We start from the raw sequence: 17,002 nt of genomic DNA, 5'->3' as shown, positions 1-17,002 counted from the left end.
GTTCAGGTGGTCAGGTCCCGACGCCGCAGGCCCGTCAGCCCCCCACCGACGAGCACCACCGCCAGCCCCAGCAGGACCAGCACCGGCCCCCACTCCATCCCTCCGCCCGGCAGCTTCGGCAGGTGCCCGAACGGGGACAGGTCCAGGACCACGCGGGGTGCGTCCAGGGCCGGCCCCACCCAGCCGATCAGCAACACCGCCACGGCCACGCCCCACGCCGCCGTCGCCGCCCTCGGCACCACCCCGTACAGCAGCACCGCCACCCCGCCGATCACCCACACCGCCGGCAGCTGGAGCAGGCACGCGCCGAGGATCGGGCCGGTCTCCTTGCCGTAGCCGGCCGCGAAGCCCGCCCCCGCCAGCAGCATGAGCAGCGCGGCTCCGCCGAAGGCGGGCGCGAGGTGGCCGGCGGCCCAGCGGAGCCGGCCCACCGCGCAGGCCAGCACCGGTTCGGCGCGGCCCGATGTCTCCTCGGCGTGCAGCCGTAGCACCGACGCCACGATGTAGAGGGCGGCGATCATTCCGAGCATGCCGATCATCGCGGCGAGGAACGCGTCCGTGAGGCCGCTCCGCCCGCCCATCCGCTCGAAGATCTCCCGCGCCTTGTCGTTGCCGCGGACCAGGTCGGCCGCGCCGTCCGTCAGCCCGCCGTACACCACCCCGGCGAGGAAGAAGCCGAGGGACCAGCCGAGCACGCCGCCCCGCTGAAGCCGCCAGGCCAGGGCGCCCGCGGACGCGAGACGGCCGGCGGGCGGTCCGGGGCGGGTGGGCACGAAGCTCATGCCCAGGTCGCGGCGCCCGGCGAGGGCGTACGCCACCGCGCACTGCACGGCCACCGCCGCGGCGAACAGCAGCAGCACCCACCAGCGCTCGCCGGCGAAGGGCCGCAGGTTCTCCAGCCAGCCCAGCGGCGACAGCCAGGTGAGTACCGAGGTGCCCCCGTCCGTCGCCGAGTCGCCCGCCGCGCGCAGGACGAAGGCGGCCCCCAGCACCGCAGCCGTCAGGCCCCGCGCCAGGCGGGCGCTCTCCGTCAGCTGGGCGACGATCGCGGCCATGGTGGCGAAGAGCATCCCGACGGCCGCGAGGCCGAGCCCGAACGCCAGGGCCCCCGGCCCGCCCCGGCCGGCCAGGCCCGCCGTCACCAGCAGCGCCAGTACGGCGTTCCCGACCGCCGCCGTGAGCAGCGCCGCCGTCAGGGGGGCCCGGCGGCCCACCATGCCCGACGCCACCAGTTCCTGACGGCCGCTCTCCTCCTCGTCCCGGGTGTGGCGTACGACGACGAGCAGGCTCGTCACGGCGGCCAGCGCCCCCGCGTACACGCCGACGCGCCAGGCGGTCAGCGCGCCGATCGAGGTGTCGAAGACCGGGCCGATCAGCGCGCGCAGGGAGGCGTTGGTCGCCAACTGCCTTACCAGGTCGGCACGTTCGGCCGGGGTGCCGTACAGGCCCTCAAGGGTGTTCGGCATGGAGAGGACCATCAGGGCGTTCACCGCGATCCAGACCGGGAGCATCACCCGGTCGCGGCGCAGGGCGAAGCGCGTGAGGGTGCCGGTGCCGGTGAGGCCCGCTCGCAGCACGGTCATCGGGCCACCTCGCCCAGGCCGGCCGCCTCGTCCTGGTAGTGGCGCAGGAAGAGTTCCTCCAGCGTCGGTGGCGTCGACGTCAGCGACCGTACGCCCGACTCGGTCAGCGAGCGCAGCACGGCGTCGAGTTTGTCCGTGTCGACCTGCAACCGCACCCGCCGTCCCCGGACGTCGAGGTCGTGCACGCCCGGCAGGCGCGCCAGGCCGTTGGGCGGGCCGGCGAGTTCGGCGGTGACGCTGGTGCGGGTGAGGTGGCGCAGGTCGGCGAGCGAGCCGGTCTCGACCGTGCGGCCCTTGCGGACGATGCTCACCCGGTCGCAGAGTTCCTCGACCTCGCTGAGGATGTGCGAGGAGAGGAGGACCGTGCGGCCCCTGTCCCGTTCCTCCGTCACGCAGCGCCGGAAGACCTCCTCCATCAGCGGGTCGAGCCCGGAGGTCGGTTCGTCGAGGATCAGCAGGTCGACGTCCGAGGCGAAGGCGGCGACCAGGGCGACCTTCTGCCGGTTGCCCTTGGAGTAGGTGCGGCCCTTGCGGGTGGGGTCGAGTTCGAAGCGGTCGACCAGCTCCGCCCGGCGCCGTGGGTCCAGTCCTCCGCGCAGCCGGCCGTACAGGTCGATGACCTCGCCGCCGGAGAGGTTGCGCCACAGGGTCACGTCCCCGGGCACGTAGGCGATCCGGCGGTGCGCCTCGACCGCGTCGGTCCACGGGTCGCGGCCCAGTATCCGCGCGGCGCCGGAGTCGGCGCGCAGCAGGCCGAGCAGGACCCGGATGGTGGTGGACTTGCCGGAGCCGTTGGGGCCGAGGAAGCCGTGCACCTCGCCGGTCTCGACGTCCAGGTCGAGGCCGTCCAGGGCGTGCGTACGGCCGAAGGACTTGTGCAGCCCGGAGACCGTGATTGCCTTCGTCATGGCACCGAACGTACGCTTCTTTCAGAAATTTGTGAAGTTACCGAAGTCCCGAATGGTTGGTTAGGGTGGTGGGATGACGGAAGAGGTGGGGCGGGACCCCGAGTCGGTCTCCAGGTTCGTGGAGCACTTTGCGGCGCAGCTCGTCGAGGCCGGCGTGCCCCGCATGCCCGCCCGGGTCTTCGCAGCGCTCCTGGCCTCCGACACCGGCACCCTGACCTCCGCCGAGCTCGGCGAGCAGCTGAAGATCAGCCCCGCGGCCGTCTCCGGCGCCGTGCGCTACCTCTCCCAGGTGCACCTGGTCTCCCGGGAGCGGGAGCCCGGTTCGCGCCGGGAGCGGTACCGGGTGCACAGCGACCAGTGGTACGAGGCGCTCACCAGCCGCGAGGCGATCATCAAGCGCTGGGAGGAGGCGCTGCGGGAGGGGGTGGCCGGCCTGGGCCCGGACACTCCGGCGGGGCGCAGGCTGGCCGAGACGCTGGCCTTCTTCGAGTTCATCGAGAAGGACGTCGCCGGGATGATGGAGCGCTGGCGCGCGTACCGCGAGCGGACCTTCGGCCGCTGACGCCGGTCAGCGTGCGACGGTCTCCGCCGGCGGCACCGTGAGCCCCCAGGCCCCCTCCATCACCCGCCACGTCCGCCTGCGTACCGGCCCCGACACCCCCGCGTCCGCGCGGTAGCGGAAGTCCGCGCCGGTCACGGTCACCGTGCGGCCGGACGCCAGCAGGGGCGACGCCTCCGCGCCCACCGACACCGGCCGCACCTCCACGTCCGCCACACCACAGGCGCCCGCGGTCACCGACACCGCCTCCACCGGCTGCTCCAGGCCGACGACCGTCTCCCCGTCGACCTCCACCCGCAGCCGGGACGGGCCGGGGCCGGGGACGGTCGTGGTGAGCCGGGCGGGGCGGGCCGCCAGGGTCCGTACGAGCGACCGGTACCGCGTACGCAGCCACGGGTGCCCGGAAGTCGACGCCACCCGCTCCACCGTCGCGGCCTCCCGCGCGGGAACCGGCGGGATCCGCAGCGCGCCCAGCACCACCCCGTCGCTGTCGTCGACGAGCAGGTCCATCCGGCGCTCGGTGCCGTCCAGCACCGCCCGCGCCGCCGCCACGGCCCCCGTCGGCACGCCCAGCGTCTCCGCCAGGGCGAGGGAACCCCCTACGGGCACCATCGACAGCACGCATCCGGCCAGCTCCCGCTGGCGGTGCAGCAGGGTCACCGCGCGGACCAGCGCCCGGTCGTCGCCCACGACCACCGGCCGCCGCGAGCCCCGCCGGGTGAGCGCCCGCGCGAATTCCTCGGGGTCGTCCGGCAGGCACACCTTGGTCGCCGCACCCGCGCTGAGCACGTCTTTCGCGATCCGTACCGCCTCCCCGTCCGCCTGCCGGGCGACGGGATCGATGATCACCAGCAGCTGATCGGACGTCGCGAAAGTCGCCACCTCGGTCCTGCCTCGCTTCCTCGGGTAGCATCTTTGTGCAAGAGCCCCTTGCGCTATTGCGCCAGGGGCTTCGTCTATTCCGGGGCATCCGGTCCGACGGTTGTGCGACCAATGACGGTCGCGGTGGTACGCGGCGGTGAAGCCTACGCGTGCGCCCCTGACCTTGGACATGCCCCGCCCGGAAGGGGTGTACGCGCGTGCCCGCACTTGTGCTGCTCGGTGCTCAGTGGGGTGACGAAGGCAAGGGAAAGGCGACCGACCTGCTCGGTGGCTCGGTGGATTATGTGGTGCGCTACCAGGGCGGCAACAACGCCGGCCACACGGTGGTCGTCGGCGACCAGAAGTATGCACTCCACCTCCTCCCTTCCGGAATCCTCTCGCCCGGTTGTACGCCGGTCATCGGTAACGGCGTCGTCGTCGACCCGTCGGTCCTGCTCTCCGAGCTGAGCGGTCTGAACGAGCGAGGCGTTGACACGTCCAAGCTCCTCATCAGCGGAAACGCGCACATCATCACGCCGTACAACGTCACCGTCGACAAGGTGACGGAGCGTTTCCTCGGCAAGCGGAAGATCGGGACCACCGGGCGCGGGATCGGCCCGACGTACGCGGACAAGATCAACCGTGTGGGCATCCGCGTGCAGGACCTGTACGACGAGTCGATCCTGACCCAGAAGGTCGAGGCGGCCCTCGACATCAAGAACCAGGTCCTCACCAAGCTCTTCAACCGGCGCGCGATCGCCGTCGACCAGGTGGTCGAGGAGCTGCTGGGCTACGCCGACAAGCTCGCGCCGTACGTCACCGACACGGTGCTGGTCCTGAACCAGGCCCTGGAGGAGAACAAGGTCGTCCTCTTCGAGGGCGGCCAGGGCACGCTGCTGGACATCGACCACGGCACGTATCCGTTCGTCACCTCCAGCAACCCCACCGCCGGCGGCGCCTGCACCGGCGCCGGTGTCGGCCCGACGAAGATCAGCCGGGTCATCGGCATCCTCAAGGCGTACACCACGCGCGTCGGCGCCGGTCCCTTCCCGACCGAGCTGTTCGACGAGGACGGCGAGGCGCTGCGCCGCATCGGCGGCGAGCGGGGTGTGACCACGGGCCGTGACCGGCGCTGCGGCTGGTTCGACGCGGTCATCGCCCGCTACGCGACCCGCGTGAACGGCCTGACCGACTTCTTCCTCACCAAGCTGGACGTGCTGACCGGCTGGGAGCAGATCCCGGTCTGCGTGGCGTACGAGATCGACGGCAAGCGGGTGGAGGAACTGCCCTACTCGCAGACCGACTTCCACCACGCCAAGCCGGTCTACGAGACCCTGCCGGGCTGGTCCGAGGACATCACCAAGGCGAAGTCCTTCTCCGACCTGCCGAAGAACGCCCAGAACTACGTCAAGGCGCTGGAGGAGATGTCCGGCGCCCCGATCTCCGCGATCGGCGTGGGTCCGGGCCGTGACGAGACGATCGAGATCAACTCGTTCCTGTAAGTCCGCTGTCTCCGTCTCCCGTTGGGCCGGTCATGGACATGAGCATCCTTGACCGGCCCTTGGGCTGTTCGTGGTTCCGCACGGAAGTGGCCGAGAGCAAGCATCTACGCGGGTAGTTGCCTGTCTTCCTCCTCCCTCCCCCTCCAGGAGTTCCGAATGCCCGTCAGTCCCATGAACCGCCGTGAGTTCGTGCAGAAGTCGGCCGTCACCGGTGCGGCGGTGGCCGTCGCGGGAGCGGCCGGCACCGGCACCGCCGAGGCCGCCGGGCACAAGCCCGACTGCAAGCCCCGCACCTGGACCTTCTCCATCCTGGGCACCACGGACCTGCACAGCCACGTCTTCGACTGGGACTACTACAAGGACGCGGCCTACAGCGACAAGGCCGGCAACTCCGTGGGCGTCGCCCGCGTCGCCACGCTCGTCAAGCAGCAGCGGGAGGCGAAGGGCGAGGACCACGTCCTCCTGGTCGACGCCGGCGACATCATCCAGGGCACCTCCCTCGCCTACTACTTCGCGCGCGTGGACCCCATCACCGACGGCGTCCAGCACCCGATGGCCGTCGCCATGAACCACATGCGCTACGACGCCGCCGCGCTCGGCAACCACGAGTTCAACTACGGCATCGACGTGCTGCGCAGGTTCGAGAAGCAGTGCCGCTTCCCGCTGCTCGGCGCGAACGCGCTGGACGCGAAGACCCTGCGCCCGGCGTTCGCCCCGTACACCGTGAAGAAGATCCGCGTCCCCGGCGCCCCCGACATCAAGGTCGGCATCCTCGGCCTCACCAACCCGGGCATCGCGATCTGGGACAAGGACAACGTCAGCGGGAAGATGGTGTTCCCCGGCCTGGTGGAGCAGGCGAAGAAGTACGTGCCCCGGCTGCGGGCGCTGGGCTGTGACGTCGTCTTCCTCACCGACCACTCCGGCCTCGACGGCTCCACCTCCTACGGTGACGCACTGCCGTACGTCGAGAACGCCTCGAACCTCGTCGCCGAGCAGGTCCCGGGCATCGACGCGATCCTGGTGGGCCACACCCACGTCGACGTCCCGTCGTACACGGTGAAGAACGAGCAGACCGGCGAGGACGTCCTCCTCTCCGAGCCGTACTGCTGGGGCTACCGCCTCAGCGTCTTCGACTTCGAGCTCGAACTGCGCCACGGCCAGTGGAAGGTGACGGGCAAGAAGGCGCAGACCCTCAACGCCAACACGGTGGACGAGGACCCGGAGATCAAGAAGCTCCTGGCGGCCGACCACGAACTGGTCGTGAAGTACGTCAACACGGCGGTGGGCACCTGCACCGAGGACCTCTCGGCGGCGGAGTCCTGCTGGAAGGACGTGCCCATCATGGACTTCATCCACAAGGTCCAGGCGGACACGGTCAAGGCGGGCCTGTCCACGGCGGACGCGGCCCTGCCGCTGATCTCGGTCGCCGCGCCCTTCAGCCGCACGGCGGACATCCCCGCCGGGAACGTGACCATCAAGGACATCGCCGGGCTCTACATCTACGACAACACCCTGTACGGCAAGAAGCTCACCGGCGCCCAGCTCAAGGACTACCTGGAGTACGCGGCGAAGTACTACCACCAGGTCCCGTCGGGCACGGCGGTGGACACCGCCACCCTCACCGGCGCCAACAGCTTCCTGGACTACATGTACGACACCGCGGCGGGCGTCGACTACGAGATCGACATCGCGCAGGCGGACGGCTCGCGGATCAAGAACCTGACGTACGCCGGCGCGCCGGTCACCGACGACCAGGTCTTCGTCGTCGCCGTCAACAACTACCGGGCCAACGGCGGTTCGGGGTACCCGCACATCTCTTCCGCGGAGATCGCCTACAGCTCCACGAACGAGATCCGCCAGCTGATGATCGACTACGTGACGGCGAAGAAGACCCTCGACCCGAAGGACTTCGCGGCCGTCAACTGGAAGCTCACCCAGGCCGGCACGCCGGTGTTCTAGGGCTTCAGGCCGATCGCGGCGCAGTCCGCCGCGTACTTCTGGGTGCAGAGCTGCTTGACGGTGTACACGCCGTCCGCGATCACCGTGTCCTTGATGTTGTCCTTCGTGAGGGAGACCACCGGAACCAGCGCGGCGGGGATCTTCTTTTCGGTCGGGCTGTCCGCCGTGTCCTTGGCCAGCGCGTCGAACTGGATGTCGTGGCCCTGCACCTTGTACACCGCCATCTCCGCCGCGTTGGTGGCCTCCTCCAGGAACGACTTGTACACCGTCATGTACTGCTCGCCGGAGATGACCCGCTGCACCGCGTCCAGGTTCGCGTCCTGTCCGGTCACCGGCGGGATCTTGGCGGCGCCCGCCTCCTTCAGCGCCTCGATCACGGCGCCCGCCATACCGTCGTTGGCCGAGTAGACGGCGGCGATGTTGTCGAGGCCGATGGCCTGGATCGCCTTCTCCATGTTCGCCTTGGCGGCGTCCGGCGCCCACTTGTCCGTGTTGTACACCTTGGCGAGCCGGACCTTGTTCTTGAGCTCGCTGAGGGCGCCTTCCTTGAACTTCCCGGTGTTCGGGTCCGCGGGGTCGCCGTTCATCATGACGACCTCGCTGGTCGCCGCCTTGCCGCCGAGGGCTTCGAGGATGGCGCGGCCCTGGACCTCACCGACGAGTTCGTTGTCGTGCGAGACGTACGCGTCGATCGGGCCCTGGGCGAGCCGGTCGTAGGCGATGACGGGGATGCCGGCGGCCTTCGCCTTCCGGACGTCCGGCGCGATGGCCTTGGAGTCCAGCGCGTCCACCACGATGATGTCGACCTTCCTGGACACCATCTCCTGGAACTGCCGGCTCTGTCTGTCCTGGCTCGCCTCGGCGTTGGCGTAGTCGACCTTGCCCTTGCCGTGCGTGAGGGAGGCGACCTCCTTCTTGAAGATGGGGTGGTCGAAGGCCTCGAAACGAGCCGTGTCCTTGTCGGGCAGGAGCAGCCCCACCGTGATGTCGTCGCCCTTCTTGGGGGTCGCGGTGCTGTCGCTCCCGCCGATGCTGTCGACGGCACCGCAGGCGGCGAGCGTGAGGGCCGAGGCGGAGGCGGTCAGGGCCATGGCGATACGGCGTACGAGGGTCCTACGGGTGCTGCACACAGCGGTGCCTTCCGAGGGGGGCATCATGCGTGAACCGATGATGTGCAAGGAAGGAAACGCAGAGAAACCAAGTGACGTCAAGACGTAAGGACAACCAGGCGAGGGGCTCGTGTCGCGATCGTGACACGAGCCCGTCAACTACCGGTGGGTAGGCCGAGAATGGTTCAACTGAACACGATCATCGAGCCCTGCGCCAGGCTCCGCGTCGCCGCCGCGTGCAACCCCAGCCAGACGTGCCGTTCGCGCGCGAACGGGCTGGGGTCGTACGGGGCGGCGACGGCCGGCTCCTCCAGCTCCGTCGGCGCCCGGGGCGGCTCCGGCGGCGCCGGCGGATTGGCCGGGTCGATGCCGATCGACGGGGCCACGAACTCCAGCTCCCTGAGCAGGCTCTGGGCGGAGCCCAGCGGTCCGCCGCCGGCCAGCAGATCGTCGTTGGAGAGCGGGTTCGGGAAGTCCACCGGGACGTAGGCGCCCGCGTGGTCGTAGTGCCAGACCAGGTGGGACTGCTGCGCCGTCGACTCGAACATCTCCAGCAACTGCTCGTAGTCCCCGCCCAGTTCGTCGACCGGGGCCACCGGCAGGCCGCACATCTGGAGCAGGTAGACGCGGCGCAGGAAATGCAGCGCGTCGTAGTCGAAGCCGGCCACCGGGGCGACCTCGCCGGACAGGCCCGGCATGTACTGGTAGACGGGCACCGGTGGGAGCCCGGCCTCGGTGAGCACCTTGTTGTATTGCGCGAGTTCCTCGGCGAACGGGTTGTCCGGGGTGTGGCACAACACATCGACGAGCGGGACCAGCCACAGGTCACAAGCCAATGAGGGCTCCTCGCATCAGCACGCGTACAGCATGGCAGGGTGGACAGGGAAGCGTAGTCGGTGCGGTACCCGGTCGACTCCCCTCGTGCACGTCCCATACCCATGCCCCGGGCCTCATTCGCCAGGCCGCTCGATCCGCCGCTCGATCAGCGCCAGGGAGTGCGCGTTGTACGCGGCGACGATCGACCGGGCGGTCGCGTCGTCCCGGCGGGCCAGGGCGTCGACCAGTTCGGTGTGCCGGGACCACAGGTGGCCGCGCAGGTCGGTGAGGCGGCGCAGGTGCTGCACCGTGCACACCCAGGACTGCACGCGCAGCCGGTGCAGGAAGTCCGCCAGGTAGGGGTTGCCGAACATGGCGCTGAGCTCGCGCCAGAAGCGCAGGTCGTAGCCGATCAGCACGGAGAGGTCACCGGCCGCGGCGGCGCGCCGCGCCTCCTCGCCGCGGCGGCGCACCACGGCGAGGGCGGCCGCCGTACGGGAGTCCTCCGGGTTCCGGAAGTCGTCGTGGCCCTCGGCGAGGGCCTGGAACATGCCGTCGGTGACCAGGCTGCGGGCCTCGATCATGTTCCGGTGGTCGGCCGCCGTGTACTGAGGGACCCGGAAGCCGCGGTGCTGGTCGGCCTCCAGGAGCCCCTGGGCGGACAGGTCGACCAGCGCCTCGCGGACCGGCGTCGCGGAGACCCCGTACTGCTCCGCTATCTCCTTCACGGTGAATTCCCGCCCCGGCAGCAGCCGCCCGGCCAGTACCTCGTCACGTAGCGCGTCCGCTATCTGCTGTCGCAGGGTGCTGCGGGTCACGGCGCCGGTGCCGGGCATCGTCGGGGGGATCTCCTCACACGTGCGGGTGGTTGCTCGCTTATGTCTACGAGCACGCCACCTTACGCGTTCGGAGCATTCGCGTACGTAGCTGTGACAACCGCTACTCGGTCACCCCGTGTACTCGTCCGCCACGCTCAGTGCGGCGTCGAGTGCCGCCAGCCCCTCCTTCAGCTCCGCCTCGCTCGCGTTGCACGGCGGCACCACGTGCGTCCGGTTCATGTTCACGAAGGGCCACAGGCCCCGCTCCTTCGCCGCCCCGGCGAACGCCGCCATGGGCGCGTTGTCCTGACCGGCCGCGTTGTACGGCACGAGCGGCTCCCGGGTCTCGCGGTTCCGCACCAGTTCGAGCGCCCAGAACATGCCGACGCCCCGCACCTCGCCCACGCTCGGGTGCCGCTCGGCCAGCGCCCGCAGCCCCGGCTCAAGCACCGACGCGCCCAGCGCGGCGGCGTTGGCGACGATGCCCTCCTCGGCCATCACGTTGATCGTGGCGACGGCCGCCGCACAGGCCAGCGGGTGCCCCGAGTACGTCAGGCCGCCGGGGTAGGGCCGCCGGGCGAAGGTCTCCGCGATCTTCCCGGAGATCGCGACGCCGCCGAGCGGCACGTATCCGGAGTTCACGCCCTTGGCGAAGGTCATCAGGTCGGGCACCACGTCCAGCAGGCCGGCCGCGAACCACTCGCCGGTCCGCCCGAACCCGGCCATGACCTCGTCCAGGACGAACACGATCCCGTACTTGTCGCACAGCTCACGCACCCCGGCGAGATAACCGGGCGGCGGGACCATGATCCCGGCCGTGCCCGGGATCGTCTCCAGGATGATCGCGGCGATCGTCGCGGGCCCCTCGAAGGCGATGGTCGTCTCCAGGTGCTCCAGCGCCCGCGCGCACTCCTGCTCCTCGGTCTCGGCGTAGAACCGGGAGCGGTAGAGGAAGGGGGCCCAGAAGTGCACGACCCCGGCCGCGGCGCCGTCGGAGGCCCAGCGGCGCGGGTCGCCGGTGATGTTCACCGCCTGCTGGGTGCCGCCGTGGTACGAGCGGTACGCGGACAGCACCTTCGGGCGGCCCGTGTGCAGCCGGGCCATGCGCACCGCGTGCTCGACGGCGTCGGCCCCGCCGTTGGTGAAGAAGATCTTGTCCAGGTCGCCGGGCGTCCGCTCGGCGATCAGCCGGGCCGCCTCCGAGCGCGCCTCGACGGCGAACGCGGGCGCGAAGGTCGTCATCGTCGCGGCCTGCTCCTGGATGGCGGCGACGACCTTGGGGTGCTGGTAGCCGATGTTGGTGAAGACGAGCCCGCTGGAGAAGTCCAGGTACCGCCTGCCGTCGTAGTCCCAGAAGTACGACCCTTCGGCGCCGGCGACGGCGAGCGGGTCGATGAGCTCCTGCGCGGACCAGGAGTGGAAGACGTGCGCACGGTCCGCGGCCTTCACGGCGGCGCCGGCCTGAGGGTTGGGCTGAGGGGTCATGGCGGTGAGCGTAGATGTCCGCGATGCGCAGCCGGTATCGGCGTCCTGTTCCCTGGGTGGAGGGTTTCCGCGACAGGGTGTCGAGAGCTGTTACGGAACCGTAGAGCCCGCTCGGTGCGGAGGGGATCAGTGCCGCACTATTCTCGGTTTGTTGCACACGCGCAGATTTCGGGCCTATCGGGGGAGGCGGCGCGGCGATGGAGAAGCTGGGGCCGGGGGATCCGCAACGCATCGGGGCGTATCGGCTGCTGGCGCGGCTGGGCGCGGGCGGCATGGGGCAGGTGTATCTCGCCCGGTCGGACCGGGGCCGTACCGTCGCCGTGAAGCTGGTGCGCGAGGAGCTCGCCGAACAGGAGGAGTTCCGGGCGCGGTTCCGGCAGGAGGTGCAGGCCGCGCGCCGGGTCGGCGGCCACTGGACGGCGCCCGTGCTGGACGCGGACACCGAGGCCGTCGTGCCCTGGGTGGCCACCGGGTACGTCGCCGGGCCAAGCCTCCAGCAGGTCGTCGGGCACGACCACGGGGCGCTGCCCGAGCGGTCGGTACGGATCCTCGCGGCCGGGCTCGCGCACGCGCTGAAGGACATCCACGCCGCCGGGATCGTCCACCGCGACCTCAAGCCGTCCAACGTGCTGGTCACCATCGACGGGCCCCGGGTCATCGACTTCGGCATCGCGCGGGCGCTGGAGACCCTGGCCGGGGACGGGCTCACCCGCACCGGCTCACTGGTCGGCTCGCCCGGGTTCATGGCGCCCGAGCAGGTGCGCGGCGACCGGATCACGCCCGCCTGCGACGTCTTCTGCCTCGGCTCGGTCCTCGCGTACGCCGCGACCGGCGCGCTGCCCTTCGGGACCTCCAACAGCGGGGTCCACGCGATGATGTTCCGCATCGCCCAGGAGGAACCCGACCTGGAGGGCGTGCCCGAGGGCATCGCCGACCTCGTCCGCGACTGCCTGAAGAAGGACCCGGCCGCACGCCCGACGCTGGACACGATCCTGGAGCTCACGGGCGCGGAGGACACCGTCGCCGGGGGCCGCTCCCGGGACCCCTGGCTGCCGGGGGCACTCGTTGCCCAGCTGGGGCGGCACGCGGTGCGGCTGCTGGACACGGAGGATCCGGAGGGGACCTCGGGGGCCGGCGGGGCTCGCGGGACTGGGGGGACTGGGGGGACTGGAGGGGTCAACGGGACCGGGGGAGCCGGTGGGGCAGGCGAGGTGGCGGCGGCGTCCGTCCCCGCGCCCGGTCCGGTGGCCGGCCCGCCGGCCGTCCCCGGGGGAGACCGGATGCCCGACCCCGTCCCCGCGTGGCTCGAGGACAAGGACCGGCGGCAGGAACCCGGGCCCGGCCAGGACCGTATGCCCGACCGCACGCCTGACCCCACGCCCGACCACGCGCCCGGCCAGGACCGTATGCCGGACCGTCCGCCGGCCCCCGCACCCGCCGCCTCCCCCGAGCACGCCCCCGCCTCCGACGACGCCTCCGCGCCGCCCCCGCCCGGGGACCCGCGCCCGCAGGGACAGCAGGGCGGCGGCGCGCCCCTGAACCACCTCCCGACGATGATCGCCGGTCAGGGTCAGACGCCCCCGCCCGGCGCGCCCCCGGCGCACCCCGCGTACGGCTATCCCCAGCAGCACCCCCAGCACCCGCAGCCCGTCGCCTACGGCTACCCGCAACAGCCCGGCCCCCAGGCGCCGTACAACCCGTACGCGGGCGGCTACGGCTCGACCCCGCCGTACGGGCCGCCGCCCATCGGTCTCGGACCCCAGCAGCCCGCGCAGGGAAACCGGCGGTCCACCGCGCTGCTCGTCGTGGTCGCGCTGGTCGTCGCGCTCGCCGCGGGCGGCTCGGTGTACGCGCTGATGAGGGACGGCGGCGACGACACCGGCGGGGGCACGGTCAGTCCGTCCCCGACCGCCACCGGCGCGCCCACCACCCCCGGGCCCACCCCGACCACCACGGAGCCGGAGTCCCCGATCCCGTCGGCGTCGGACGGCGCGGTCCCGGCCGCGTACCTGGGCACGTGGTCGGGAACGATCGACAACTCCCTCGGCCACCACACCCGCGAACTGACCCTCCAGCAGGGCGAGGTGGGGGACACGGTCCTCACGGTGGTCGCCGACGGCCCCACCAGGGACGGCGGGACGTACCACTGCGTCTTCGAGGCGAAGCTCGCCCAACAGCCTGGCGCCGACGGCCCGTTGGAGATCGGGTCGTCCAGCGTCACCGAAGGCCCGAGTTCGGACTGCAAGCCGGGCGACCCCAGCGAGGTCACCCTGCTGTCGGACGGCAGGCTGCGGCGCGAGATGCAGGGCAGCGTGGAGAGCCTGACCTACACCAAGGAATGAGGTCGTTGAACGTCCGGCGAACTTCAGCGGGCGTGACCGGATTGTCCTCGCCGAGACACATACCGTGACCCCACCATTCGACTCCGGGGAGTGGCGGGGGCACCCACATGGAGTGGCTGAGCGCGGAGAACGTCGTGGCCGTCGGCACCGCGGTGCTGGGCATCGTGGCCTCGGCGGGCATGGTCTGGTACGAGCGGCGGGTGCCGCGTCGCAAACGGATCGGCTACCGCGTGCAGATGGACAACCCGATCGGCGACGACGTCCGTTCCGGCCGGGCCAACCGCCGCCTCGGCCTGTTCGACGAGGCCCCGGTCATGGCCGACGCGACCCTGGTGCTGCTGCGCGTCGAGAACGACGGCTCGATCGGCATCGACCGCGACGACTACACCAGCCCCGAACCGCACGGCCTCACCGCGGTGTTCGCCGACCGCACCGTCCGGGGCGTCTCGGTCACCCAGCCGACCGACACCGACCACCTCATGGACCACTTCACCGCCGCGCGGGGGTTCGGCTACGAGGGCAACACCCTGCGCATACCGCGCGTCCCGCTCAACCGGGGTGACCACTTCAAGCTCCTCGTGCTGCTGTCCGGCGGGGACGTGGGCCGCGAGATACGGCTCATCGGCGGGATCCGCGAGGGCGAGGTCCACCCCAACCGCAGCGCCACCCCGGACGACAAGCCGCCGCTGTTCAGCAGGGCGTCCCGGCTGATCACCCTCACACTGACCGTCTGCGTGGTCACGCTCGCCGCGATCGTGGTGGTCCGGGACGACACCCCGCCGCCGATCGGCTGCGAGAAGGGCACGCTGCGGGTGATCGGCTCGACGGCGTTCGCGCCCGTGCTGCGGGAGGCGGCGCGCAAGTACGAAGGGGACTGCGAGGGCTCGGCGATCACGGTGGACCCGCACGGCTCGACGGCGGGCGTACGGGAGCTGGACGCGCTCGGCAAGGGGGAGAAGAGCTCCCCGCCGGTCGTGGCCCTCTCCGACGGGCCCAAGCCGAGCGACATGCCCCAGCTGCGGGAGAACCGGGTGGCGGTGTCCGTGTTCGCGCTCGTCGTGAACGACGACGTGGGCCTGAAGAACCTCTCCACGGCCGACGTACGCCGCCTGTACCGCGGCGAGATCACCGACTGGCGGCAGCTGGGCGGCCCGCACCTCCCCGTGCGCCTGGTCAGCCGGGACGCCAACTCCGGGACGCGGCAGGTGTTCCAGCGGCGGGTGCTGGGCCGGGGCGAGATCGCCAACTCCTCCGTCGACTGCGTCCACAAGGACGACGCCACGGCCCCGGTGACCCGCTGCGAGCTGGACTCCACCGACCAGGTCCTGACCGAGGTCGCGGGGCTGCCCGGCGCGGTCGGGTACAGCGAGCTGAACCTGGCCGCCGCCGCGAAGGGGCTGCGCGTGCTGGACCTCGACGGCGACGCGCCGTCGGTGGACGCCATCGAGCACGGCCGCAGCGCGTACCCGTACCGGGAGATCGAGTACGCCTACACCTACGGCCGGCCGCCCGCCGACTCCCTCGCCTCGAGCTTCCTCACCTACCTCTCCCGAGGCAACGGCCAGGACATCATCCGCACCCACGGCCACGTCCCGTGCTGGACACCGGAGGGCATGAAGCTCTGCGGGTGACTCGGTCGGTATGGCCGCGGAGCGGGTCAGCGAGGTTCCGGTGGCCGCTGCCGGGGCATGTTCGGGCGGGCCGGGCCCGGCGGGAGGGGAAACCGGCCCGGCCCGGTGGACGCGCTCTCCGGCCGCGCCCCGGAAGCCACCGCCGTCTGGATGCCCAGCGGCGCCGCCCCGGTGCGGAACTCCACCATCCAGTCCGCCGTCTCCACCCGCACCAGCTCCGTCACGTCCTCGGAGAACCTCCGCAGCACCCCGAGACACCGCTCCGCGGCCTCCCCGGCCGTCCCCTCCGTCGGTCCGAGCACCTCCCGCACGCTCTCCGACGCCCAGTCGAACTGGAACACCTGTAGCCGTCGCTGCACGGCCTGCGCGGTGGCCACGTCCCTCACCCACCCGGACGTGATCCCGAAGAACCGGTCCACGGCCACGCACGCCACCGCCAGCACGAACGCCAGATACCCCCAGGCGGCGGCCCCGCCGACCACCCCGGTGAGGTCCAGCAGGGGCAGCGCGGCCCCGCACACCGCCCCGGCCGCCGCTCCGCCCCGCAGCGCCCGCGCGCCGCGACGTTTCCACACCCGGTCCGCGAGGTACCAGGCCGCGGTGTCCAGTGCTCCCCGTTCCACCCACCGGTACAGCTCGTCGAGCCGCTCCGCCGGCTCGCCCCAGTCCCCGAGCGGAAACGGCCGCCCGGTCAGATCGCCCGGCCGCAGCCCGGCCGCCCCCTCGCCCCGCCCGTCCTGAGGCGGACCCTCGGGCTGCATCTCCGGCTGACCCACCCGGCACTCCCTACTGATTGCGACCCTACTGATGCCGACCCGTCACTCCGCGTGATAGCGCATGTCGATGTGCGGACCCTTCCTACCGCCCAACGGGTGGCGAGGGCGTGGTTTCGGTCGGTTTTCCGCCCGTAAGGGGGCCTTGGTCAGGTATAGGGCCGGCGCATATGTCACTCGAAAGAGTGCTGGGGCGACGGCTGAGTGGACCACGTAGGCTCGTGCACAACGGAGGAAACGACAAGACCAGGAGCTGATCGTGATTCCCGGTGGTGGCCAGCCCAACATGCAGCAGCTGCTCCAGCAGGCCCAGAAGATGCAGCAGGATCTGGCGCGGGCGCAGGAGGAGCTCGCGGCCACGGAGGTCGACGGGCAGGCGGGCGGCGGCCTGGTGCGGGCCACGGTGACCGGCTCGGGCGAGCTCCGCGCGCTGCGGATCGACCCCAAGGCGGTGGACCCCGACGACACCGAGACCCTCGCGGACCTGATCGTCGCGGCCGTCCAGGCGGCCAACGAGAACGCCCAGGCGTTGCAGCAGCAGAAGCTGGGTCCGCTGGCCCAGGGCCTGGGCGGCGGCAGCGGCATTCCCGGCCTGCCTTTCTAAGACCGGCCACCGCCAACTACGGTACGTACCGTAAGACTCCAGGAAGGGCAGT

At 71.4% G+C, this 17,002-nt stretch carries 14 protein-coding genes; 6 read left to right on the top strand and 8 right to left on the bottom strand.

Annotated features, from left to right (window positions below; genetic code table 11):
- Positions 1 to 2: 2 nt before the first annotated feature.
- Together ABZ915_RS08780 and ABZ915_RS08775 are read right to left on the bottom strand one after the other, a co-directional pair.
- Positions 3 to 1,583, bottom strand: coding sequence for an ABC transporter permease (locus ABZ915_RS08780; RefSeq protein ID WP_361798102.1), 1,581 nt, complete (start codon positions 1,581 to 1,583; stop codon positions 3 to 5).
- The gene (locus tag ABZ915_RS08775; protein WP_361798099.1) at positions 1,580 to 2,491 is read right to left on the bottom strand and encodes an ABC transporter ATP-binding protein; all 912 of its coding nucleotides are present in this window, start codon (positions 2,489 to 2,491) and stop codon (positions 1,580 to 1,582) included. Before ABZ915_RS08775 ends, ABZ915_RS08780 begins: the two co-directional genes overlap by 4 nt.
- Before the next feature lie 73 nt (positions 2,492 to 2,564).
- On the opposite strand from ABZ915_RS08775, the gene ABZ915_RS08770 reads away from it, so the two are divergent.
- On the top strand, positions 2,565 to 3,053 hold the full coding sequence (locus ABZ915_RS08770) for a MarR family transcriptional regulator (protein WP_361798096.1): 489 nt from the start codon (positions 2,565 to 2,567) through the stop codon (positions 3,051 to 3,053).
- Positions 3,054 to 3,059: 6 nt separating this feature from the next.
- Here the strand turns inward: ABZ915_RS08770 and ABZ915_RS08765 are convergent, their stop codons facing one another.
- Positions 3,060 to 3,932 (bottom strand): diacylglycerol kinase, encoded by an 873-nt coding sequence (locus ABZ915_RS08765; RefSeq protein ID WP_361798093.1) that lies wholly within the window; start codon positions 3,930 to 3,932, stop codon positions 3,060 to 3,062.
- 197 nt (positions 3,933 to 4,129) lie between these two features.
- Here ABZ915_RS08765 and ABZ915_RS08760 point away from each other — a divergent pair, with 197 nt between their 5' ends.
- Together ABZ915_RS08760 and ABZ915_RS08755 are read left to right on the top strand one after the other, a co-directional pair.
- The gene (locus ABZ915_RS08760; protein ID WP_361798090.1) at positions 4,130 to 5,413 is read left to right on the top strand and encodes an adenylosuccinate synthase; all 1,284 of its coding nucleotides are present in this window, start codon (positions 4,130 to 4,132) and stop codon (positions 5,411 to 5,413) included.
- Between the two features lie 156 nt (positions 5,414 to 5,569).
- The gene (locus tag ABZ915_RS08755; protein WP_361798088.1) at positions 5,570 to 7,372 is read left to right on the top strand and encodes a 5'-nucleotidase C-terminal domain-containing protein; all 1,803 of its coding nucleotides are present in this window, start codon (positions 5,570 to 5,572) and stop codon (positions 7,370 to 7,372) included.
- On the opposite strand, the gene ABZ915_RS08750 is transcribed toward ABZ915_RS08755, so the two are convergent.
- The 4 genes from ABZ915_RS08750 to ABZ915_RS08735 all read right to left on the bottom strand — a co-directional run bounded on the left by ABZ915_RS08750 (position 7,369) and on the right by ABZ915_RS08735 (position 11,600).
- A complete protein-coding gene (locus tag ABZ915_RS08750) occupies positions 7,369 to 8,463 on the bottom strand; it encodes a substrate-binding domain-containing protein (RefSeq protein WP_361799433.1) in 1,095 nt (364 codons plus the stop codon). The two genes, ABZ915_RS08755 and ABZ915_RS08750, sit on opposite strands and share 4 nt — an antisense overlap.
- Before the next feature lie 203 nt (positions 8,464 to 8,666).
- Entirely contained in the window at positions 8,667 to 9,317 is a 651-nt protein-coding gene (locus tag ABZ915_RS08745; RefSeq protein WP_361798085.1) for a hypothetical protein, read from the bottom strand.
- Positions 9,318 to 9,431: 114 nt separating this feature from the next.
- Positions 9,432 to 10,133, bottom strand: a complete 702-nt coding sequence (locus ABZ915_RS08740) for a GntR family transcriptional regulator (protein ID WP_361798082.1) — start codon at positions 10,131 to 10,133, stop codon at positions 9,432 to 9,434.
- Positions 10,134 to 10,244: 111 nt separating this feature from the next.
- The gene (locus tag ABZ915_RS08735; protein WP_361798079.1) at positions 10,245 to 11,600 is read right to left on the bottom strand and encodes an aspartate aminotransferase family protein; all 1,356 of its coding nucleotides are present in this window, start codon (positions 11,598 to 11,600) and stop codon (positions 10,245 to 10,247) included.
- Positions 11,601 to 11,797: 197 nt separating this feature from the next.
- On the opposite strand from ABZ915_RS08735, the gene ABZ915_RS08730 reads away from it, so the two are divergent.
- Positions 11,798 to 13,942 (top strand): serine/threonine-protein kinase, encoded by a 2,145-nt coding sequence (locus ABZ915_RS08730; protein WP_361798076.1) that lies wholly within the window; start codon positions 11,798 to 11,800, stop codon positions 13,940 to 13,942.
- Positions 13,943 to 14,049: 107 nt separating this feature from the next.
- The gene (locus ABZ915_RS08725; RefSeq protein WP_361798073.1) at positions 14,050 to 15,573 is read left to right on the top strand and encodes a substrate-binding domain-containing protein; all 1,524 of its coding nucleotides are present in this window, start codon (positions 14,050 to 14,052) and stop codon (positions 15,571 to 15,573) included.
- 26 nt (positions 15,574 to 15,599) lie between these two features.
- Here ABZ915_RS08725 and ABZ915_RS08720 read toward each other — a convergent pair whose 3' ends face one another.
- A complete protein-coding gene (locus ABZ915_RS08720; protein ID WP_361798070.1) occupies positions 15,600 to 16,349 on the bottom strand; it encodes an SLATT domain-containing protein in 750 nt (249 codons plus the stop codon).
- Between the two features lie 256 nt (positions 16,350 to 16,605).
- Between ABZ915_RS08720 and ABZ915_RS08715 the strand changes: the two genes are divergently transcribed.
- Positions 16,606 to 16,950, top strand: coding sequence for a YbaB/EbfC family nucleoid-associated protein (locus ABZ915_RS08715; protein WP_361798067.1), 345 nt, complete (start codon positions 16,606 to 16,608; stop codon positions 16,948 to 16,950).
- The last annotated feature ends 52 nt before the right edge of the window (positions 16,951 to 17,002 follow it).

Source organism: Streptomyces sp. NPDC046915 (assembly GCF_040644935.1).
GTDB lineage: Bacteria > Actinomycetota > Actinomycetes > Streptomycetales > Streptomycetaceae > Streptomyces.
The sequence above is the reverse complement of the archived record's forward strand: the minus strand, read 5'-3'. Positions and strand labels throughout refer to the sequence as shown.